This is a genomic window from Butyrivibrio sp. TB, from assembly GCF_900110805.1.
Taxonomy (GTDB): domain Bacteria; phylum Bacillota; class Clostridia; order Lachnospirales; family Lachnospiraceae; genus Butyrivibrio; species Butyrivibrio fibrisolvens_C.
The window spans coordinates 1-22,288 of the sequence record NZ_FOER01000037.1; the positions used below are offsets into that span (position 1 = coordinate 1).

17 protein-coding genes are annotated in these 22,288 nt (G+C 40.5%); 9 read left to right on the forward strand and 8 right to left on the reverse strand.

What is annotated here, in order from left to right; all coding sequences use genetic code 11:
- From BMX21_RS19585 to BMX21_RS17845, 4 genes are all read left to right on the forward strand, one after another.
- Positions 1-188: hypothetical protein (locus BMX21_RS19585; RefSeq protein WP_207647643.1), on the forward strand; the 188-nt coding region annotated here is incomplete at its 5' end.
- Positions 189-270: 82 nt separating this feature from the next.
- Positions 271-1,584: an alpha-amylase family glycosyl hydrolase gene (locus tag BMX21_RS17835; RefSeq protein WP_092046492.1), complete on the forward strand. Its 1,314-nt coding sequence runs from the start codon at positions 271-273 to the stop codon at positions 1,582-1,584.
- Positions 1,585-1,770: 186 nt separating this feature from the next.
- Complete coding sequence (locus BMX21_RS17840; protein ID WP_092046496.1) at positions 1,771-2,379, forward strand: HAD family hydrolase; 609 nt, start codon at positions 1,771-1,773, stop codon at positions 2,377-2,379.
- Between the two features lie 274 nt (positions 2,380-2,653).
- Positions 2,654-6,223: an endo-1,4-beta-xylanase gene (locus BMX21_RS17845; RefSeq protein WP_092046498.1), complete on the forward strand. Its 3,570-nt coding sequence runs from the start codon at positions 2,654-2,656 to the stop codon at positions 6,221-6,223.
- 438 nt (positions 6,224-6,661) lie between these two features.
- Here the strand turns inward: BMX21_RS17845 and BMX21_RS17850 are convergent, their stop codons facing one another.
- Positions 6,662-7,219, reverse strand: coding sequence for an ECF transporter S component (locus tag BMX21_RS17850; protein ID WP_092046501.1), 558 nt, complete (start codon positions 7,217-7,219; stop codon positions 6,662-6,664).
- A gap of 462 nt (positions 7,220-7,681) precedes the next feature.
- Here BMX21_RS17850 and BMX21_RS17855 point away from each other — a divergent pair, with 462 nt between their 5' ends.
- Both BMX21_RS17855 and BMX21_RS17860 read left to right on the forward strand, forming a co-directional pair.
- Entirely contained in the window at positions 7,682-9,289 is a 1,608-nt protein-coding gene (locus BMX21_RS17855) for a CTP synthase (RefSeq protein ID WP_092046503.1), read from the forward strand.
- Positions 9,290-9,426: 137 nt separating this feature from the next.
- The gene (locus BMX21_RS17860; RefSeq protein WP_092046506.1) at positions 9,427-10,665 is read left to right on the forward strand and encodes an LL-diaminopimelate aminotransferase; all 1,239 of its coding nucleotides are present in this window, start codon (positions 9,427-9,429) and stop codon (positions 10,663-10,665) included.
- A 169-nt stretch (positions 10,666-10,834) separates the two neighbouring features.
- Here BMX21_RS17860 and BMX21_RS17865 read toward each other — a convergent pair whose 3' ends face one another.
- The gene (locus BMX21_RS17865; RefSeq protein ID WP_092046509.1) at positions 10,835-12,535 is read right to left on the reverse strand and encodes a methyl-accepting chemotaxis protein; all 1,701 of its coding nucleotides are present in this window, start codon (positions 12,533-12,535) and stop codon (positions 10,835-10,837) included.
- A gap of 378 nt (positions 12,536-12,913) precedes the next feature.
- Here BMX21_RS17865 and BMX21_RS17870 point away from each other — a divergent pair, with 378 nt between their 5' ends.
- Entirely contained in the window at positions 12,914-14,047 is a 1,134-nt protein-coding gene (locus BMX21_RS17870) for a hypothetical protein (protein ID WP_092046511.1), read from the forward strand.
- Between the two features lie 81 nt (positions 14,048-14,128).
- Here the strand turns inward: BMX21_RS17870 and BMX21_RS17875 are convergent, their stop codons facing one another.
- The 5 genes from BMX21_RS17875 to BMX21_RS17895 all read right to left on the reverse strand — a co-directional run bounded on the left by BMX21_RS17875 (position 14,129) and on the right by BMX21_RS17895 (position 20,190).
- Positions 14,129-14,452: a hypothetical protein gene (locus BMX21_RS17875; protein WP_092046514.1), complete on the reverse strand. Its 324-nt coding sequence runs from the start codon at positions 14,450-14,452 to the stop codon at positions 14,129-14,131.
- Between the two features lie 239 nt (positions 14,453-14,691).
- The gene (locus BMX21_RS17880; RefSeq protein WP_242952961.1) at positions 14,692-16,470 is read right to left on the reverse strand and encodes an ABC transporter ATP-binding protein; all 1,779 of its coding nucleotides are present in this window, start codon (positions 16,468-16,470) and stop codon (positions 14,692-14,694) included.
- A 29-nt stretch (positions 16,471-16,499) separates the two neighbouring features.
- Positions 16,500-18,236, reverse strand: a complete 1,737-nt coding sequence (locus BMX21_RS17885) for an ABC transporter ATP-binding protein (RefSeq protein WP_092046521.1) — start codon at positions 18,234-18,236, stop codon at positions 16,500-16,502.
- 50 nt (positions 18,237-18,286) lie between these two features.
- Positions 18,287-19,438, reverse strand: a complete 1,152-nt coding sequence (locus tag BMX21_RS17890) for a class I SAM-dependent methyltransferase (RefSeq protein WP_092046524.1) — start codon at positions 19,436-19,438, stop codon at positions 18,287-18,289.
- Between the two features lie 86 nt (positions 19,439-19,524).
- Entirely contained in the window at positions 19,525-20,190 is a 666-nt protein-coding gene (locus BMX21_RS17895) for a YoaK family protein (protein ID WP_092046526.1), read from the reverse strand.
- 337 nt (positions 20,191-20,527) lie between these two features.
- Here BMX21_RS17895 and BMX21_RS17900 point away from each other — a divergent pair, with 337 nt between their 5' ends.
- Complete coding sequence (locus tag BMX21_RS17900) at positions 20,528-20,965, forward strand: Hsp20/alpha crystallin family protein (RefSeq protein ID WP_177174108.1); 438 nt, start codon at positions 20,528-20,530, stop codon at positions 20,963-20,965.
- Positions 20,966-21,123: 158 nt separating this feature from the next.
- Positions 21,124-21,570 (forward strand): Hsp20/alpha crystallin family protein, encoded by a 447-nt coding sequence (locus tag BMX21_RS17905; RefSeq protein ID WP_092046532.1) that lies wholly within the window; start codon positions 21,124-21,126, stop codon positions 21,568-21,570.
- A gap of 133 nt (positions 21,571-21,703) precedes the next feature.
- Here the strand turns inward: BMX21_RS17905 and BMX21_RS17910 are convergent, their stop codons facing one another.
- Entirely contained in the window at positions 21,704-21,943 is a 240-nt protein-coding gene (locus tag BMX21_RS17910; RefSeq protein ID WP_092046534.1) for a hypothetical protein, read from the reverse strand.
- Between the last annotated feature and the right edge of the window lie 345 nt (positions 21,944-22,288).

Below are 22,288 nucleotides of genomic sequence, written 5' to 3' on the forward strand. Positions count from 1 at the left end.
ATGAATTATTATATGCCGCAAAAGAGCGATTACAAAATGATTCCGAATATAGCCATTGGTTCAATGAACTTGTGAAATGCCGCAAGGAAGCTAGTGAATGTGGTTTTAACATTGGTAGGCTTGAGGGAGTTATGTATCAGCTCCATATAAGGGAGATTGGCAGTATAGCCGATAATATGCCCCAGTAATTCCAAACATAAAAAGAGAGTTTCATGTATCATATGAAACTCTCTTTAATGTTTGATTATAAAGTTTAATTATATATAATCAATGCACACTCCGCTTAAAATATGGCTTAATTATAATTTATTATACTATTTACCTTATATTCTCCTTGGCTGGGATTCTCTTTTTGAAGGCAAAGCCTGGGAATATGTCCCCGAAAGGGATCAGTACTATTTACACATTTTTGCCAGAAAACAGCCCGACCTTAATATGGACAATCCTGTAGTAAGGCAGGAAGTCAAGAAGATCATGCGCTTCTGGCTTTCGATGGGTGTTGATGGATTCAGAGAGGATGTCATCACCTTTATATCCAAACATCCTGATCTTCCAGATGGCAATCCGTTTATTCCAATTGCTAACGGGATGCCTTTCTATAAGGACGGCCCTAAGATTCAGGAGTATCTTAGGGAGTTTAGGGACGTATGCCTTGAATATGGTGCTCTTCAGATAGGTGAAGCGCCCATGACTACAGTAGAAACTGCTCTTCTATATATAACAGGCAAAGAGAGAACTCTGGATATGATGTTCCACTTTGACCATATGATGGCAGACTGCTTCCTTACAGAATATATTCAAAGAGACTTTAATCTCGTTAAGCTTAAGAGCGCTTTTAGCAAGTGGCAGACAAGACTTCTTGGCAAAGGCTGGAATGCCCTATATCTTGAGAATCACGATCATCCCCGTATTATAAGCCGTTATGGTGATGAGAAGAACTTCTGGAGAGAAAGCGGAACTGCGCTTGCAGCTTGTTACCTGTTCCAGCAAGGGACACCTTTTATCTATCAGGGTCAGGAAATTGGTATGACCAATATAAGCCTTAGCTCTATCGATAAGTATATAGATGTCTCTTCTAAGAATAATTACAACAATTTCCATACAAACTGGCCCAAGGAAAAACGCCTTAAAAGGATCAGGGATTCAAGCCGCGACTCTTCAAGAACGCCCATGCAATGGAATAGCAACAAGTATGCAGGATTTTCAAGCGTTAAACCATGGTTTTATATAAATCATAATTATAAAACTGTTAATGTGGAAGCTGAAGAGAAGGATCCTGACAGTATACTCAACTTCTACAAAAAGTGCCTTGCTATACGAAAAGAAAACAAAGGACTTATCTACGGCAGATATTTTGAGCACTTCCATTTTAGTAAGAAGTTATATGTTTATACAAGAAGATATAAAAACGAACGTTATCTTATCATAATCTCTTTCTCCGGAAATGATGAGAAGATCAAGGTTCCAAAGGGATACGATCTTAATGAGATGGAGCTTCTTATATCCAACTATAAAGATACTAATAGTATTGATTTCTATGCTGGCTTAAGACCATATGAAGTCAGAGTTTTCAAGAACAAATGAGCAATCTCACATCGGAAGATGCCCCCTGGGAACGAAGATAAGGGACTATTTTGCATCCTAATATGGGTCCTTCACATATGCCACCAGGGGTCATTTTGGGTCTGGATATGGTCCCTTGACTATGTCACTAGAGGTCAGTTATTATAGTAATCTAACTGATTTTGATTACTAAGGAGTTTAGCAGATTTGAATATTTATATTGATTTTGATGATTGCCTCTGCGAGACAGCAAGAGCACTTTCTGGTCTTGCAAAAGAGCTGTTTGGCAAAGATGTCCCATATGAAAATATACAGTTTTTCAACCTTCAGAAGTCTTTTGATCTTGATGAGGCTCAGTATGAAGAGCTTATGATCAAGGCTCATCTTCCCGAAGTTCTTATGACTTATGAAGAGACTAAAGGAGCATCTGAAACAGTTAATAAGTGGCTCGATGAGGGTCACAACGTATCGATAATAACAGGCCGCCCTTCAAGTGCCTATGAGCCATCTCGTAAGTGGCTTGATGAACATGGTTTAGAGCGTGTTAAGCTTTTTTGCCTTAACAAATACGGCAGAGACAGTTTTATCAAGAACAGCGAGTTTACTCTTGAACTTGAGGACTATTATAAGATGAAGTTTGATGTTGCTATCGAAGACTCTCCTCTTGCATTTAAGTTCTTCGATCATCTTCCTGATCTTAAGGTCATGGTATATGACCGCCCGTGGAATCATAATGCAGAGCTTCCCGGCGACAATTTTATACGTTGCATGGATTGGGAGTATATTGGTAAGCAGGTTGAGCAGATAGAAGTTTGAAAATGCTCCATTTGGCAAAAATATCAAATGCTATTTGTATATTATTACAATAGAATCAATAGTTATAGTAATATAGAGCAATTACTTGGAATATAATAGCAATATCTGATAAGGAATCAAAGTACAACCACCGTTAGAATACATCTCAAAGGCAGTTATTTACTGGCTTTGAGATGTATTTTGTTTTAGGGGTAAAAAATCAGAAAGGAGGAGGTATTTTAAGAGGTATATTTCAAAAGTTTCGTTTTAGGGGTATTTCTAAGAGGAGGAACTCATGAAACACAAAAAACTATTGCTGTCTGTGATGAGCATCGTCACAACGGCCACTCTACTACTTACTCCGGGGGCCGCAATGGGTGGAGTAAGGTCTTATGCAGCAGGTGAAGAGGCTGCATTCCAGGGTATAACTCTTACTAAGGGTTATAAAGACTTATCTAATCACAATCCCTGTGTAACTCAGAAATTCAGCGCAGATCCAGGTGCCATGGAGTATAACGGAAGAGTCTACGTATATGCCACCAATGATGGTGATCAGAATCTTCAGAATCCTTCCGAGAACACTTATGGACAGATCAAACAGATCAATGTGATGTCATCTGCCGATATGGTCAACTGGACAGATCACGGCTCTATCGATGTTGCAGGTGCAGGCGGGGCTGCATCCTGGGCATCTAATTCATGGGCACCATGTGCTGCTCATAAGACTATCAATGGCAAAGAGAAGTTCTTTTTGTATTTTGCCAACAGCGGCGGCGGAATTGGTGTTCTTACGTCAGATAGTCCTACAGGTCCTTGGAAGGATCCAATTGGCAAGGCTCTTATCACCAAGAGTACACCTAACTGCTCTAGTGTTGAGTGGCTCTTTGATCCTGCAGTTCTTGTTGATGACGACGGTACAGGATATCTGTATTTTGGCGGAGGAGTTCCTAAGGGAAAAGAGTCTGCGCCGCAAACTCACAGAGTTGTTAAACTTGGAAGCGATATGGTAAGCCTTGCAGGTAATCCTGTAACTATCAATGCTCCATGGTCTTTTGAAGATTCAGGTATCAATAAAGTTGGTAATACATACTACTACACTTATTGTACCAACTGGAATGGCGGACCTTACAGCAATGCAAGGATCGCTTATATGACAAGTAATAGCCCTATGGGACCATTTACTTATAAGGGAACATGTCTTAACAATCCTGGAGATTTCTTCCAGACAGCAGGCAATAACCACCATTCTATAGTTACATTAAATGGTAAGAGCTATATCTTCTACCATGCCGAGTGGCTCAATAAGCAGATGTTCGGAAGTCAGAAGGGATATCGTACAACACATGTAGATACTATCTCTTTTGGCAACGGACAGATTTCTAATGCAAAGGGCACATTAACAGGTGTAAGCCAGGTCAAGAATCTGGATGCATTCACAAAGACAAGCGGAGCAACCTTTGCTTGGCAGGCAGGCGTTAATGTATACGGACTTGGCGATACTATCGCAGCTTATAACAGAGGCGACTGGAGCGGCGTGTCAGGTCTTGACTTTGGAAACGGCGCATCAGCAGTTAAGCTTAATGTTGCCTCCAAAAACGGTGCTATAATCCGTATGTCTCAGGACAGCCCTTCAGGCAAGGTGCTTGGATATTTTACTGTTCCTGCAACAGGTGACAATCTCACATTTACAGATGTTACCTGCAGTTTTACCAAGATTAGCGGTGTCAAGAATGTCTTTTTCACAATGTCAGACGATGTAGTCATTAGCAGCTGGCAGTTCACAGAAGGTTCATCCGAAGCTTCTAATCCTCAACCAAGTCCTTCACCTTCGCAGGGAAGCACTACTACAGACCCTGTTACTATGGACAATGCTAATCTTCTCAACACCTATGGCAGTGTCTTCGACCACGTAGGAACTGCACTTGTAGAAAATGAGATCTTGAACTCATCAATACTTGATGCTGCATCCAAGGAATATAACAGCATCACAGTTGGTAATGAGATGAAGCCTGACTACATACTGGGCTGGTCATCAACTACCATGTCCGTATCTCAGGCTAAGAGCATGGGCTACTATATACCTGACAACTACACAGAATCAACTGTTCCAAAGCTTAACTTTGATGATACTGACAAGATGATGAAGGCTTGCAGCGACAAAGGTCTCAAGATGAGAGGTCACACTCTCGTATGGCATTCTCAGACTCCTGACTGGTTCTTCCGTCAGGGATTCTCTAAGACAGGCGCTTATGTAAGCCAGAGCGTTATGAATGCCAGAATGGAGTTCTATATCAAGTCAGTTATGAATCATATCCTGTCAGGACCTTATGCAGATACTATCTATGCCTGGGACGTAGTCAACGAGTACCTTCACGCAGGCAACACATCAGGCTGGCAGAAGATCTACGGAGCTAATCTGGGGCCAAAAGCTGATTTTGTAAAAAGAGCTTTCCAGTACACCTATGATTGTCTTGATTATTTCGACAAGACAGACGATGTACACTTGTTCTACAACGATTACAATACCTACATGGAAGTAAATGATGTAATATCACTTGTCAATTATGTTAACTCTGATAAAAAAATCTGTGCAGGCGTTGGTATGCAGTCCCACCTGTCAACCGATTATCCTACAGTTGCATATTACAAGCAGGCACTTACAGCCTTCTGTAATCAGGGATTTGAAGTTCAGATAACAGAGCTTGATGTAGGCTCCTCTTCTACATCCCTGCAGGCAAGCTATTATTACGACCTCATGACTTCAATACTTGATGTCAAAAAATCAGGTGGTAACATCACAGCGCTTGTATGGTGGGGAATGACAGATGATACTTCATGGAGAAGTAAAGAAAAGCCTCTTTTGTATTCAACACTTGGAGTTAAAAAGGAATCTTACAACAAGGTATTACAGGCATTCTTCGATGCAGGATATGCAGGATCCGGTAATTCAGAATCATCCGGAAATACACCCGAAACTCCTGAAAATACAGGCAGTAAAGTAACTATCGAAGATGGATGGTACTATATCAAAAACATTAATGCTCAGAAATACCTGCAGGTTGCTGATAACACAGGCAAAGCTGTTCAGAACGTTGAAATAGGCACAGGTTCAGGCGTTGATGGCCAGAAATGGTATGTTACAAATACATCAGATGGATATATCACACTTACAAGTAAGCTCGGCAACTTCATGCTGGACGTAGCTAACGGTGAAGATGTTGACGGCGCAAACCTCCAGATATACGATGCATGGGGCGGAGCTGCTCAGCAGTTTGCTGTTATCTCAACTGATCAGGATGGCATATACACTATCGGAACAAGATCAAGTAACCTTACTAAAGTAGTAGATGTATATGATCACGGCACTACAGACGGAACCAATGTATGCCAGTGGACTTATTATGGCAATCCTAATCAGCAGTGGAAGTTTGAGCCTGTAGGAGGAAGTGAGTCTAACCCTTCACAGGAGCAGCCTCAGAATCAGGAGACAACAGATCCTTCAGAACCTTCTACGAAAGAGCCTTCACAGGAAGATCCGGGTAATACAGAACCTGCTACATCTACACTTCCTGATGGCGTAACTGCTACATTCAAAGTTGTAGATAACTGGGGCGGATCATTCCACTGCCAGATAGTACTTGAGAATAATTCAGATAAGACTCTTTCAAACTGGACTCTGACATTTAATTATTCAAATAGTATAGATAACCTTTGGAATGCCCAGCTTGAAGGTAGTAGCGGATCTACCTATACAGTTACAGCTCCAAGCTGGAGCGCAGATCTTGCTTCCGGTCAGAGCGTAACCATAGACTTTATAGCAAGCGGCGACAGCAGCGCTACCCCTACAAATTACGGCATAAATTAAAGCGCAAAACAAGGGTTATGAATGCATACATGCATTTGTAAATGATTAAAACCTCCTCACCTGATAGAGTTTCTATCCGGAAGAGGAGGTTTTTCTAAATAAGATTCCTTGACTTCGTTCCTAGGGGTAATTAACTGAAACTTCGCACTTGCCAAACATACGCCACCCTTTGAGGCAGCGCCGATGCGGATAGTTTATAATGCATTTTCATATCTTGAAGGTGTTATAATTCAGGGCATGATATCTGGATTTTTATATTCTAGGGTCTGAAACTCGCTTCGCTCAGACATGCAGACCCTAAGAAGAATATAAAAATCCATCTCTCATACTCCTGAATTTTATAACACCTTCAAAAGATATGAAAATTCATTATAAACTATCCGCATCGGCGCTGCCTCAAAGGGTGGCGTATGTTTGGCAAGTGCGAAGTTTGAATAATTAATTATTCGAATTCGCAAGATATTTCTTGAGCGGGATCCATATTACAAATGCGATAACGCTTCCGATCAAAGCTGTTATGAGCTGCACTGTTGAGAACTGAGCCTGAAGGACAGGCAGCATCTTCTCCTGCATTGGCTGTGGAAGAAATGTAGGAAGCAGCCACAGAGAGATTGTAAGTCCCATAACTACGGCCTTTACGACGCTTCCGACTACCATTCCTATACATAGGCGGATATTCTTATCAATATTTTTTAAAACTTTTTGATAGAAAAGCCATACAAAGATTGCAAGGATGGCATTGCCAAGCATTACCATAGGTATCATCATAGGAACAGCAGCCATTACAGGGCTTCCTGTGATTATGAAAGCTGTAACCGGAGTTATGATACTGAGGATTATGCCGCACCACAGTCCCGCGGTCAGAACTGCGATGATAATGCAGGCATTGATGATAGGACCTGTTATAAATACGCTTAAGTTTTTGAAGAACTGGCTCACAATACAGATGGCGAGCAAAATACCTGTTAGTGCAATTTGTTTTGTAGTAATTTTCATATTGCTCTTTTCCTCCCATGGATGTAATGAATTTGATTCATATTAGATACAAGTAAAAGTTTTCTAAAGATAAAAAGTCATACAACTATATGAATTGTATAAATAAATATAGAAATGTACAAATAGTATCGATAATAAATAAATTATACATTTAATTATAGTTAATTACTATAGATAGGTTTTATTGTATCTCCTCCCCAACCATATAAAAAGTATACACTAAAACGAGGAAAAATGCTCCCCTGAAAGCGGGGCAAGGTATCAAAAAAGGGAGCATTATTTGCAAAAAAGTGGCGCGTAATTTACTCTTGACAAATTAGTAATATGGTCACATAATAAAGCGTCAAATTAATAGATTGTTTTTTATATACGAAGAACCGACAAAGGCGCCGGGTATCTTTTACGGGATACCTCTCACCCTTTATACCGGTTCTTTTTTGTTTGTAGAAGAAGGAGACTTATATGGCGACAAAATATGTATTTGTAACAGGAGGCGTAGTTTCAGGCCTTGGCAAAGGAATCACAGCAGCATCTCTGGGAAGACTCTTAAAAGCCAGAGGATACAAGGTAACAATGCAGAAATTCGACCCATACTTGAACGTCGATCCCGGTACTATGAATCCCATCCAGCATGGTGAGGTATTTGTAACAGATGATGGCACAGAGACTGACCTTGACCTGGGACATTATGAGCGTTTCATCGATGAAAGTCTCGACAAGAATTCTAACGTAACCAGTGGTAAGGTTTACTGGTCTATCCTGCAAAAAGAGCGTCGCGGAGATTTTGGCGGCCACACAGTTCAGGTAATCCCTCATGTGACCAATGAGATCAAGAGCCGCTTCTATCGCAATGACTCTGATGATGAGATGCATATCGCCATCATTGAAGTAGGCGGAACTGTTGGTGATATTGAATCACAGCCCTTCCTTGAAGCTATACGTCAGTTCCAGCATGAGGTAGGCCCTAAGAATTCAATGCTCATTCTGGTTTCGCTTCTTCCATATCTTAAGTGTTCTCAGGAGCTTAAGACCAAGCCCACCCAGTCTGCAGTCAAGACCATGCAGGGAATGGGTCTTCAGCCGGATGTTATCGTAGCAAGATCCGAAGTAGACTTTGACGATGAGCTTAAGGACAAAATCGCACTTTTTTGCAATATTCCATCTGAAAATGTCCTCAAGAATCTGGACCTTAAATATCTCTACGAGGCTCCTCTTGCTATGGAAAAAGAGCACCTTGCCCAGGTAGCATGCAAGTGTCTTGGCATAGAATGTCCTGAGCCTGACCTTTCAGACTGGAAAGAGATGGTAGATACGCTCTATTCATTAAATCATTCAGTAAATATAGCTCTTGTCGGTAAGTATACTCAGCTTCACGATGCATATATCAGCGTAGTAGAAGCCCTCAAGCATGGCGGTATCTCTAACAAGACTGAAGTAAATATCAAGTGGGTTGATTCTGAGACTATCACAGATGAAAATGCCAGTGATGCTCTTAAGGATGTTGATGGTATCCTTGTACCGGGAGGTTTTGGCGACAGAGGTATAGATGGAATGATCTGTGCTATCAGATATGCCAGAGAGAACAATGTTCCGTTCCTTGGCCTGTGCCTTGGTATGCAGCTGTCTATCGTAGAATTTGCAAGAAACGTTGCAGGAATACGTGATGCTGATTCTATTGAGTTTAACGCAAGCACTCAGCACCCTGTGATAGCATTCCTTCCGGATCACGATGCTGATGACGAACTTGGCGGTACTCTTCGCCTTGGATCATATCCATGTACTTTGAAAAAAGGCTCTCTTGCTGAAAAGCTCTATGGTACCTGCGAGATCGCAGAGCGTCATCGTCACAGATATGAAGTTAATAACGCCTTCAGAGAGGCATTTACAGCTGCAGGCTTGTCTATATGCGGAACATCACCTGATAACAGGATCGTAGAGATGATAGAGAATCCTTCCTGTGATTTCTTCATCGCAACACAGGCTCACCCAGAGCTTAAGTCAAGACCCAACAGGCCACATCCTCTTTTTGCAGGCCTTGTAGAAGCTGCGCTTAAGCATGAGCAGAAATAAATTCATATTAGTATATTCGTCTTAACAGGAATATAGATCATAATATGCATATAAAGAAATATCATTACCCCAAAATCTATTTTTATAGTAATGATATTTCCAAGACATAAAACAAGAAATTATCTACAGGAGGTCACATGTACACACTTAACGAAAACTACTTAAAGCTTCCGGGAAGCTATCTGTTCTCAGGAATTGCCAAGAAAGTTGCTGCTTATCAAGAAGCACATCCTGATGCTGACATAATCCGCCTTGGAATAGGCGATGTAACACAGCCCTTATGTAAAGCTGTAATAGATGAGCTTCACAAGGCTGTAGATGAGATGGCTAGTGCAGATACCTTTAAAGGCTACGCTCCCGATCTTGGATATGAGTTCCTGCGTCACGCCATGGCCCAGAATGACTACAGAGACAGAGGATGCGATATAGCTGACGATGAGATTTTTATATCAGATGGAGCTAAGTCTGATTCTGCCAATATTCAGGAGATATTTGGAGCAGATGTAAGGCTCGCTGTATGTGACCCTGTATATCCTGTATATGTTGACTCCAATGTCATGGCAGGAAGATGCGGCGATTATGATGACAAGACAGGTATGTGGAGTAATGTGATCTATATGCCATGTACAGCCGATAACGGCTTTGTACCACAGCTCCCTACTAAGACTCCTGACCTTATCTATCTGTGCTTTCCTAATAACCCTACGGGCGAAGTCATAACAAAAGATGAGCTTCAGAAGTGGGTTGATTATGCTAATAAGGTTGGCGCTGTCATCATATATGATGCAGCCTATGAAGCTTATATCACTGATCCTTCTATCCCTCACAGCATCTATGAATGTGAGGGCGCCAGAACCTGTGCTATAGAGCTTAGATCTTTTTCCAAAAATGCGGGATTCACAGGCCTTAGGCTTGGCGCTACCATAATCCCTCACGATATAGTAGTGGCAAAGACTGCTATAGGCAAAGAAAACGTAGAGCTTCACAGCCTCTGGGCAAGGCGCCACGGTACCAAATATAACGGAGCTCCCTACATCGTGCAGCGCGCTGGATATGCCTGCTACTCAGACGAGGGCAAGGCTCAGATCAAAGAGCAGGTTGCCACTTATATGAAGAATGCCCACTACATCAAGAATGGTCTCAAAGAAGCAGGCTATACAGTCTACGGCGGCGAGAACTCTCCTTATGTATGGCTTAAAACTCCTGACGATATGACCAGCTGGGAATTCTTCGATATGCTTCTTGAAAAGGCTGGTGTAGTAGGAACTCCCGGCTCAGGATTTGGTCCAAGCGGCGAGCACTACTTCAGACTCACAGCTTTCGGAAGCTATGAAAATAGCGTAAAAGCTATCGAAAGAATAAAAAATATGAAATAAGATGATATATTATTTTACAATAGATCTATGTAAATAATTAAAGAGGCAGCTTATAAATGATTTTTAAAGATCAAATATAAGCTGCCTTATTTGTTGTGATCTATATGTTATTCCATGAATTATAAGCGGGTGCTAAGAACCTGATCATGATAAAAGAAATAATGAAATCTTAAATTGTAAAGGAATTTCGGATTTCTTTAAGCTCATTGGAATTGTCTTTGGTTTCTGCAACAACAGATACAACGCCCTCTGAAAGCTGTGCTACATCAGTAGTCTTCTCTGCTACGGTTGTAACAGCCTGAGCAGCTTCGCCAACTGTCTTGGATATATCAGCAATTGATGTGCTGATCTCTGTTGTAGATTCCTGAAGCTCCCCTATCTGATTGTAGATTGAGCCAAGGGCATCTGCGAATCCCTGAGCATCCTGCTCATATTGCTGGCTCACATCAAGGAACTTGTCATAGTCAGCGGCAACATCAGTGCTTACATAATCAAGCGTTCGCTGGAGACATGTACTCATCTCGTTAACGGCATCCTGAACCTCTGCTACGATCTCCATGATATCTTTGACAGTCTCGGAAGACTGGGTTGCAAGTGATCCGATCTCTGTAGCAACAACTGCAAAGCCTTTACCGGCATCGCCTGCACGGGCAGCTTCTATGGATGCATTAAGAGCCAGGAGATTTGTCTGACTTGCAATATTCTGAATAGCTCCTGCAAGAGTGTTGACCTTTTCAACCGCTTTGGATTTTTCAAGAGCCTCTTTGCCCTGAGCATCTATCTCTTCATATATCTTCTGTGTCTTCTCAGAAGATGCTATTGTATCTTGACGGATGCCTGCAGCCTTTTCACTTATTTCCTTGGCCATATCAGAAGAATTAAGAGCAGAATCCGCAATAGAATCTGCTTTGTTCTTGATAGTAGCTGTATTGTCGCTGATAAGATCAGTAGATGCCGATGTCTCTTCCATGGATGCTGCAAGTTCCTGTGAAGTTGCAGAGTTGTCAGCATTGGCAGAATCTATCTTAAATGTTATATCTGAAAGAGTTTCTGCATGTTCTTCAAGATTGTTGGAAGTATCACTTATTCTTTCAACAATATCTCTAAGGTTCTGCTCCATCTCTCCGATGGCTACAGCCATGATTCCGGTCTCATCTTTGTTTTTTTCCATCTTCTCAAGGTCACCGCTCATGGTGAAATTAAGATCTCCAACCTGTTTAATTACACCTGTAAGGATTCGTATAGGTCTTGTAATGCCGGCAGCTGCGATGATACTAAATCCTAAAAGGACAAGGCCTAGAACTGTAGATAGCATGATACTTGCATTTCTTACAGTATTGATATCAGCCATGACCTCATTTTCGTTAGCAACTATAACAGCCACCCATTTAGTTGAGGATATAACCTGATAAGAACCATACTTGACAATGCCGTTTTCATCTACATAATGGAATACACCGTTTTCTTCGTATTTGCCGGTAGGGATAGCTTTGAGTATAGCTGCAACATTATCATTAAAAACAGTGGTTCCAACCTTATCTTCTTTCTTGTGATATAGGAAAGTACCCTCTCCATCTACAACGTATAGATAACTTGAGTCAACACCATTTAAGCCCTTACCTTCAAGTTTTGTCTTAAGGACTTCATACGTAGTTCCTTCCTCGCCGTAATCTGCTACAAGCTCATCTACAAGCATAGATGAAAGTGTAGCTATATCCTGCATGTTATTCTCAGTTACCTTTTGAATAGCATTTCTTGACTGAGGGATGATATATACAACATTTAGAAGGAAAAAAAGTAGAACGCAGCCAATTATGAGCATGATTATCTTAGCATAGATAGAATAGATATTTATCGATCTTTTTTTCATGAAGATACCTCCTACGTACTTCACTTCACACTTTACGAATCTATATCGGTGTAAAAAAGAGATAATATTATAGGAATTTATCTATATGAAATTATTTTATCGCTTTTACTAATACTACTACTATGTATTTAGTGGTTGGTATTCCTGTCTTCCAGATAGGATGTCATCCTCTTATCTTTTTATTTGCAGACTATCCACTTGGGACGGTGTAGTATCTTTGAGGAATTTGCATACTAAACTCTTGCTACAGGATCTTTAACCTGTGTTACAATTGAGAAGACATCATTATTAGTTGGTAGAATATATAGATGCTCTTTTTCTGAGAAAAAGGAATCTATAGTATGCAGAGCTTGCCTTGTGCGGGCAAAAAGGAGAATTATGAATAGAATTAAAAATATATCAAAGGTATTAGGACTTATACTGTCAGTTTCAGTTCTGTCAGCCTGTACATCACCTGGAGTAGATAATAAGGACGTATCAGGGACAATAACACCTGCCAGTAACGACGGCTCATCTATAGCAGGAGCATCTACTGATGCAGATACATCCGGTGAAGGTGCATCCAATGAAGATGCAGCACCTAATAGCGAGACATCAGATGTGGCAGGTAGCGATAATGTTTCAGAAAAAGGCTCTGATCAGAGCGCATCTGCAGCTACAGAGGCTACTATCTACAGAGATCCCATAAGCAATCAGGAGCCTGTCAAAGACGGTTATCTTAATATAGTCTTCTTAGGAGATGAACAGTTTCTTACAGGAGAAGCTGAAGGTAATACCATACCTGACCTTATGACCAACAGGTTCGATTATACCAATATCTATAACCTTGCGATCAAGGATACTACAGGCGCTATCCCTCGTTCTCAGACTTCTACAAAGCCCTCTGATTATAAAGAGCCGAATTTTACAGCTATGGCGCATGTCCTCGCCGGAGATATCAAGGCAGATACCTTTAGCAGTTACCTTGGAACAGACGGCGTTGCGGCTTGTAATAAGATTGATGTTAAGACAGTTGATTATTATGTTATAGGTTATGGATATCACGATTATTACAACGGAATAGAATCAACTAATGAGAACAATCCTGAAGATGAGCACACTCTTCACGGAGCTATAGTAACAGGTATAAAGATCATACAGGAAGTATCCCCTAATGCTCAGTTCATAGTATGCAGTCCTTACTATTGCAGATTTTTTGATGAAAATGGTAAAGATATTGGAGATGCCTTCTCTGTCACAAAAGGGCTTAATACACTTGCTGTATATGCCAATGAGACAGTCCTTGCAGCTGATCAGTGTACCAATACCTTAAAGCTTCCTGCCATAAGCGGTACATTATTTGACTTAAATGGACACACCTATACTCAGTATCTTGAATCTGACGGACTTACCATGAATCTTAAGGGCCGCAGGATATATACAGACGCTCTTGCAAGACTTATAAAATATCACTTGGGTTTTATTGGCGAGGAAGAAGCTAATACAACGATCACAATTGCAGATTATAACTAAGTAAACGATTAAAAAGCGGAAAAAAGTAAGGCATTATGCTTTACTTTTTTTCCGCTTTTTTGCAATGATACATGATCTATATCACATATCTTTAATCTGCATGGCTATATTTTTTGCTTTCTCCGCATACTTATTTGAAAGTGCAAGGAGCTTGTCAGCATAATCTTTAAAATCATCGACCTTTGCTGCTACTTTTCTTTCTTCGAGAGCTTCTTTTCCCTTTTCAAGGGCTTTGGAAGAATACTCCTTAACCTTGGGCTGTATCTTGTCCCAATTAAGGCCTATGGCAAAACCTATAGCAAGGGAACATATTATTCCTATGCAAAGCCTTTTTCTGTTTCTACGGGCTCTTTTCTTTTCTTCTTTTTTATCTATATCTCTTGCATCATCTATCTTTTTACTCATGAGCGCTCTCCTATTCTTATTATTTAGATTTGTTATAACAAGTTATAACTGATTCAATTATATCATGACTTACATAATACAATCTATAATAGCGGGAGTGAAAAAGGAGACTATAGAATAATAATGATTCAAACTTCGCACTTGCCAAACTATCCGCATCGGCGCTGTCTCAAAGGGTGGCGTATGTTTGGCAAGTGCGAAGTTTCAGTTTTTTAAATCAATAAACTTGACAGCCATTTTCATTCAAACTGGCTTGAATACAGCTTATAATATGCACCTTTTCTTGCCATCAGATAGTCATGATTGCCCTGTTCAATGACATCTCCGTGCTCCATAACAAGAATATTGTCTGCGTTTCTGATGGTTGAGAGTCTGTGCGCTATTATAAAGCAAGTCTTTCCTGCCATCAAAGTTCTCATAGCAGCCTGAACCTTCCTCTCAGTTGCAGTGTCAACGTTACTTGTAGCTTCATCAAGAATGAGCATGCTGGTATCATAGAGCATGGCTCTTGCAATGGTAATAAGCTGCTTTTGACCCTTACTGATATTGCCGCCGTCTTCACTGATCACCGTGTCGTATCCCTGAGGAAGCCTCATGATATAATTGTGGATATGAGCGGCCTTAGCAGCATTTATAACTTCCTCCATAGTGGCATTTTCCTTGCCATAAGCTATATTGTCAAAGATAGTTCCGTTAAATACCCATGTATCTTGAAGAACCATGGAATAATTCTTTCGAAGACTCTTCAACGTATAGGCCGCATTTTCTTTGCCATCAACATAAATAGCCCCTTTTTCCGGATCATAGAAACGCATCAAAAGATTGATTATAGTGGTCTTCCCGGCACCTGTGTGCCCAACTATAGCTACTGTCTCACCGGGATTTGCAAGCATACTAAAATCATGGATCACTGTCTTGTTCTTAAGATAGCCAAACTCAACGTCCTTTACTTCAACTTCTCCCTTTGCTGAAACGAGTGTGGCAGCATTTACTTTATCTTTTACCTCTTCAGTTTCATCGAGAAGTTGAAAAACGCGCTCAGCTGCAGCAAGAGCGCTGAAGATCTCATTAACGATATTAGAAATCTCATTGATAGGCCCACTAAACTTTCTGCTATATAGAATAAAGCTGGAAATCTGGCCAAGGCCAACGATCCCATTCATGTAAAGAAGCGCTCCGCCAAGGCCTATTGCAGAAAGGCCTATATTGTTGATAAGTCCAACTGTTGGACCCATAGTCATACCAAGTCCATCCGCATCACGATAAGCCTCGGCGGCATTTCTGTTGATCTCTTCAAATCTGTCGCAGACATAATCCTCATGCGCATAAGCAAGGATCGTCTTCTGGCCTGTAAACATCTCTTCCGCAAAACCGTTCATCTCACCATATGCAAGGCTTCGCACCCTGTATAGGGGCCTTGTCTTTTTGCTCATATATCTTGTAAAAAGAATCGAAGCCGGGATCGTAAATACCATGCATAAAACCAGTGGCGGTGATACAAAACACATCATAGTAAAGCTGCCCACAACTGTTACTACGCTAGTCAGGATCTGCACCACGTCAGAAGATAAAGAGGTGCTGACAACATCAATATCATAGGAAACACGGCTTATGATATCTCCCGCAAGGTGCTTATCAAAATATTCAACAGGAAGCTCCATCAGCTTATTAAATACATCGCGCCTCATATTCCTTGCAACATATCTTCCGACATGCATCATTCCAATATTTACAAGAAAGCTAAGAAGATTGCTCCCGACATAGACAAGCAGCATTAAAAGGCCATAGTGCACCACCAGCTGCATGTCAACCATACCTTTACCAGCGCTGGCTGCAGTTATGGCTTTTCCTGCATAGTTTGGCCCTAGAAGATTTCCAATATTACTTAAAAAGGCACAGATTAGTAGTAATAACACTAACCATGCATAGTCAAACATATATTTAAACAGCCTTCTAAGGCTCTTTCTGGCATTCTTTGGTTTTTCTTTTTTACCGCCTCTATCTCCTGGTCCCGGCATTTTCATACTCCCAATTATAGTAGTTATTATTATGTGGTCTGCATCTCATAGGTCTCTCTGTATACGCTACAGCTTTCCATCAGCTCATTGTGACTTCCAAAGCCGATACATCTGCCATTGTCCATGACCATTATCTTGTCCATACCCATTACGCTGCTGACTCTTTGAGCTATGAGGATCAGCGTGCTTTCCTTGTGATTCTCCCTTATAGCTTTTCTCATAGCCGCATCTGTCTTATAATCAAGCGCACTGGAACTGTCATCAAGGATCAGTATCTGCGGCCTGCCTGCAAGGGCCCTTGCCACAAGAAGCCTTTGTTTCTGACCTCCGGATAAGTTCGCTCCCTTGATATCAGCCTGATACTCAAGTCCCTTTTCAAGCTCAGAGATATAATCATAGGCCAGAGAATCCTTAACCGCACTTTCAATCTCTTCTCTGGAAATACCCCTGCCAAAGTCTATGTTATTATAAAGAGAGTCTTTGAACACCATGTCATTCTGGAAGACTACGCCAAAGAGCTGTCTTAACTCATCTTTGTCAAAAGAGCTGACTTTCCTTCCGTTTATCCTTATAACGCCCTCGTCCACATCGTAGAATCTCATTAAAAGATTTATGATCGTAGTCTTGCCACAGCCGGTAGGACCGATGATACCAAGGCTCTCACCCTTCTTTAAGCTAAAGCTTATGCCATCGATAGCCTTTTCTCTCTTACCACCGGCAAAAGCGCCTTTAGTCTTACTCTCTTTTCCATAAGAAAAGCTAACATTATCAAAGCTTATAAAATCAGATGAGTCTGCGTAATCCTCTTTTTCCTGCATCCACTCATCATCAGCACTTAAAACGCTGTCGATTCTGTCGGCACTGGCACTTGCCTTGGAAAGGCTCATGAATATTCGGTTAAGTCCCATGACACCCATAGTTATCATGTTGAAGTAGGTCAAAAAAGCCAGGATCACACCGGGCTGTATAAGTCCGTCGTCAACTCTTTTTGCGCCATATATAACAACCAGAGTAAGGCCGATATTAAGACACATCTGCATAAACGGTCCCGGAATCGCCATGACTGTTCCGGCTTTTACATCGCTTCTTGCCATCTCGCTGTTGGCATCACTAAATCGCCTTTTTTCATAATCAGTCTTGCTAAGAGCCTTAACGACTCTGATCCCCGTGATATTCTCACGCATGATCCGAACGACGGTATCGAGCTTTTGCTGCACTTTGGTATACATAGGAATACCCTTTGATGAGACAATGAGTACGATTCCTATCAGGAAAGGCAGCATGATTATCAGGATCATGGCCAGATGAAAGTCCATAAAAAGAGTCATCACAACTCCGCCAAAGAGCATCATAGGTGCTCTTACGCAAAGGCTCTGAAGCTGCTGTACCGCGGACTGTACATTGTAGCTGTCAGATGTCATCCTGCTTATAAGGCTTGGAAGCGAGAACTCATCGAACTTATCTCCCGAGAGATTCGCTGTCTTTTTGAAAAGATCTCCTCTTACATCGTAGCTGACCTTATGGGCGTTATAAATTGCCTTTTTGTTGGCCATTACGTTGAACTGCCTGCAAAAAACTGAAGCAGCAAACATAAGCAGCCCCCAAAGAATCACCTGCCCAAGATTCTTTGAAGGTACTACTGTATCAATCATGTATTCCAAAATATATGGAAGCGTAAGCTCAGACATCGTTCCAATGAGCTTAATGAATATAGCAAGAAAGATTGCCCCTTTATACTTCCCCATGTATCTGAATATAAGCTTCATTCTAGTTTGCTCCTCCCCAGTAATATGATCCCTTACACTGTCCCCACAGATCATTTCATAAGCAGATTGTAGAGGGTTGGCGCAAAGCCAAACTCCTGAATCATGCTCTCAATCTCCTTCTTGGCAGATTCGATCTTGGATTTAGGTGTTGTAGGCCTTCTGACAGCTCTTATAAGAAGGTTTTTGGGAGTATTATCAAAGTCTACAAATTCAAGTATCTGGGTTTTATATCCCTGACACTCTAATATATTGGCTCTTATTGCATCTGTTGCAAGAGCGCAGAACCTCTCTTTTATAATACCGTATCTTGAGAGGATGTTAAGATCCTCAGTCTTTATCTGCTTATTAAGTTCGTGCTGGCAGCATGGAACAGAGAATATCATCTTGGCATTCCACATAACTGCATTGTATAAAGCAAAGTCTGTTGCTGTATCGCACGCATGAAGTGTTATAACCATATCTACGTCAAATGGTGTCTTATACCCATTGATATCTCCAAGTTCGAAGTGAAGCTTATCATAGCCGTATTTCTTAGCAGCTTCATTACAGTTTTTGATAACGCTTTCTTTAAGGTCAAGACCTATCATGTTAACTTCTATATTCTTTATCTTGGTAAGATAATAATAGACTACGAATGTAAGATATGACTTGCCGCAGCCAAAGTCTATAACATTAAGCTTAGTAATATTGCCTTGGGATATCTCATCATCAAGGATCTCAATGAACCTGTTGATCTGTTTATATTTGTCATACTTGGACTTAACAACGCTTCCATCGGAAGTAAATACACCCATATCAACAAGCGGGGGGATTTTCATGCCTTCTTCAAGGATATAATTCTTTTTGCCTTCAAGAGCTTTCTTATTAAGGACAACCTTATCATCAGCCTTCTTCTTAACTTTATAGGTAGCCTTACCCTTCTTGGATATAAGGATTATATGCTCTTCAGAATCAGACATTCCGTTGATCTGCTTGAAAAGCCCCTCTGTAAGCTCATAACATCTGGATGCGATATCTTTTTTACTAAGGTTCTCATGGAACACCTGAGTCTTGGTGTACTTGGATATCTGGTACTTGGCACCAGGCTTGATCTCTACAACAAGCTTTTTGAACTCGTTGGTACCACGTGTCGGATTACTGATGATCATCTTCTTAACATCAGCATCTACCATCATTTTAATATATTGTTCTAATTCATTCATAATCTAAACCTCATGTTGCTAATAAAACGAGTGACTAATAGTTCAAATTGATGTAGCTAGCGTCATCAATACTGGTGAACTACATATCAGTTCTTATTGCTATCTTTAAACATAAGTGCAAAAGCAATAACCAGCATTCCTGATGCAACTAGTATAGCTTTTTCATTATATATATCGCAGAAATATTTGCCGACAATAGCTCCTATGATAAAAAATAATATGCATCCATAATATGTCATCGACTTAGTAAGCATATTTCTGTCTTTGTGTATTATATACTGGCATAGGCTTTGGGTTCCGCTTCTAAGATTGCCTGTGCACATAGTCGTAGCCATTGCATATCCATGGAACTTGGCAAATGTAGCGACCTGAGTTCCGCAGGTAAAAGAGATAAGTGAATTGACCATAAGATTCATGCTCTGGGGCATGAACGCACAGATAACAAGCGCTATTATTTCCAGTAGTAGAGATATCTGCCTCCAATGGAACAATCCCTCTTTGTTATTCTTGAGCCTTATTATCTCTGATATTACTACTCCTATTGCAAAAGCTGTTATAGGTACAAGATAGTGCAGAGCTTTGGATATATTAAGTCCGGCCATATTTATAGCCATAAGAACTATATTGCCTGTCTCTGCATTAGCAAATACCCCGCCCCTGCATATATATGAATATGTATCCATGAATCCGCCTGCAATCGCCAGAACCACTGCAAGAGCAAAGGATTCAGACATCTGTTTATGCTCTTTCATGTTTATCTTGCCTTTCTGATATCCTTAAATAATGTGAAAAATGTAACTCTGTAAAAATCCAAGTTTCCCAGTCAGAAAGTTCTTTACAGCCGTGTGATATAACCGCGAATATCTTAAGATTTTTATCAAAGTGTATTATACTCCAACTTTAATTCATATGGCATACCAATTATAAACTGTTATATCTCAAATAGAACATAAATTCTTTATAATTATATAATTCCTATTTAATTGGATCTCTGTTCTATCTGTGCTATAACATAGTCACAAGGAAATGATAGTTCTTTTCCTTAAGAAAAAACAAATAATGATTTATCACAGTAAGGAGATGAATATTATGATAAGAACAAGAAGAAATCCAAATTATAACGGAAGGTATTATAACGATGCGTTCGATTTTATGGACGACATGCTCGGAAATTTCTGGGGAACAGGACTTGAATCCACCAGCAACATGAGAACAGATGTCATAGAAGAAGCTGATGATTACAAGCTGATCACTGATCTTCCGGGATTTACTAAGAGCGATATCGGCATCTCTTTAAAGGAAGACATCCTGACAATAACAGCCAGCCACAAGGATGCTGATAACAAGGATGCTGAACCTAAGTACATCAGAAGAGAGAGAGTTCAAAGCTCCTACGAAAGATCCTTCAGAGTAGAGAATGTTACAGCTGAAGATATCAGCGCTTCTTATGAAAACGGTGTACTTACTGTAACAATCCCTAAGAAGCAGCCGGCAGAGCCTGAAACCAAGAAGATTGCTATTTCCTGATACTAAGGTTTAAGAAATGCTACTTTAATGGTATGTAGTCTCTCTTTGAAGTTATTACCTTAACTTTAGATGATAACAATAATTCATACGAGCAGTTTTACGCCCGGGATTTATATGACAGCTATATAACTGCCATTTATTGAAAGGAAGTGTTTATTATGTTGATGCCTATGTTATGGAGAAATGATCTTGATGATATTATGGATCCCTTTGATATGTGGGACCGCGAAGCTGATAGCTTCTTTGGCAACGACCTGATGCATTTCGATACTATGAAGACCGATGTTATCGAGGAAGACAATGATTACAAACTTAAGGCCGATCTCCCCGGATTTAACAAAGAAGATATCGGTATCGACCTTAAAGGCGGCGTACTTACTATACAGGCTTCTCACAAGGAAAATAATGACGAAAAAGATTCAAAAGGTAAGTATGTAAGAAAAGAGCGTCGTGAGATGTCCTATCACAGGAGCTTTACAGTAGGTGATGACATGAAGCCTGAAGATATAAATGCCGCATATGAAAACGGCGTCCTCACAGTAACCCTGCCAAAGAAACAGCTGGAGCAGAAAAACGAAGATGTAAAAAGGATTGAAATAAAGTAAATTGAAATAAAGTAAATTGATCTACTGCCCCGCTTTTGAGGGCAGAAAGAATCCCCCGACTTAGCCCACAGATGTCTTTCTGGGAAGCAGAGTCGGGGGATTTTTATAGCCTCTTTTTTATAATATTTACAATTTAAGCTGTAACAGCTTTAAAAATGCATCCAAATGCAACAGCAAGAAGTACGAATGGGATTATAAGGAAAGCGCCGATGCCTACGATGAATCCGATCAGGATAACCGGGAATGCAATAACTGCAATTAAAACACCGATCATTTTCAGAAGGCCCCATGTTGCTTTTAATGCAAGTGATATAAAGCCTCCAACCATACTAAGAATGAATAATACAAATAGAATAATTGATATTGAAAACATAACATGCTCCTTTCTATCATAAGCTGATTTTTACAGATGTTAACCGCTACCGGCTATTGCCGGCTGGAAATAGATTCCTTTTATGAGTATCATAATAGCTCAAATGCATATGATAATACATAGCATTATCTGCAAATTAACCCTTTATAATTTGCTCATAGCGCAGTTTTGCAACAAAGCACATTATAACACGAATCCAGTGTATATACACGCTATATAGACATCCTGCAGTAAGAAATGTTCAAAGTAAAGAGCAGCTTGCCAATAAATAGTCTTGTCGTATCAGTTTATTCTTTTCTTAGATTCTTTCTTTTAATCACAGCATAAAAAAAGCAAGGCCGGCAG

Bases quoted from the DNA above. Each gene is read 5' to 3' on its own strand.
- BMX21_RS17905 (WP_092046532.1), top strand. From the start codon at position 21,124: ATGTTGATGCCTATGTTATGGAGAAATGATCTTGATGATATTATGGAT.
- BMX21_RS17910 (WP_092046534.1), bottom strand. From the start codon at position 21,943: ATGTTTTCAATATCAATTATTCTATTTGTATTATTCATTCTTAGTATG.
- BMX21_RS17890 (WP_092046524.1), bottom strand. From the start codon at position 19,438: ATGAATGAATTAGAACAATATATTAAAATGATGGTAGATGCTGATGTT.
- BMX21_RS17865 (WP_092046509.1), bottom strand. From the start codon at position 12,535: ATGAAAAAAAGATCGATAAATATCTATTCTATCTATGCTAAGATAATC.
- BMX21_RS17870 (WP_092046511.1), top strand. From the start codon at position 12,914: ATGAATAGAATTAAAAATATATCAAAGGTATTAGGACTTATACTGTCA.
- BMX21_RS17860 (WP_092046506.1), top strand. From the start codon at position 9,427: ATGTACACACTTAACGAAAACTACTTAAAGCTTCCGGGAAGCTATCTG.
- BMX21_RS17845 (WP_092046498.1), top strand. From the start codon at position 2,654: ATGAAACACAAAAAACTATTGCTGTCTGTGATGAGCATCGTCACAACG.
- BMX21_RS17855 (WP_092046503.1), top strand. From the start codon at position 7,682: ATGGCGACAAAATATGTATTTGTAACAGGAGGCGTAGTTTCAGGCCTT.
- BMX21_RS17900 (WP_177174108.1), top strand. From the start codon at position 20,528: ATGATAAGAACAAGAAGAAATCCAAATTATAACGGAAGGTATTATAAC.
- BMX21_RS17835 (WP_092046492.1), top strand. From the start codon at position 271: ATGCACACTCCGCTTAAAATATGGCTTAATTATAATTTATTATACTAT.
- BMX21_RS17895 (WP_092046526.1), bottom strand. From the start codon at position 20,190: ATGAAAGAGCATAAACAGATGTCTGAATCCTTTGCTCTTGCAGTGGTT.
- BMX21_RS17885 (WP_092046521.1), bottom strand. From the start codon at position 18,236: ATGAAGCTTATATTCAGATACATGGGGAAGTATAAAGGGGCAATCTTT.
- BMX21_RS17880 (WP_242952961.1), bottom strand. From the start codon at position 16,470: ATGCCGGGACCAGGAGATAGAGGCGGTAAAAAAGAAAAACCAAAGAAT.
- BMX21_RS17875 (WP_092046514.1), bottom strand. From the start codon at position 14,452: ATGAGTAAAAAGATAGATGATGCAAGAGATATAGATAAAAAAGAAGAA.
- BMX21_RS17850 (WP_092046501.1), bottom strand. From the start codon at position 7,219: ATGAAAATTACTACAAAACAAATTGCACTAACAGGTATTTTGCTCGCC.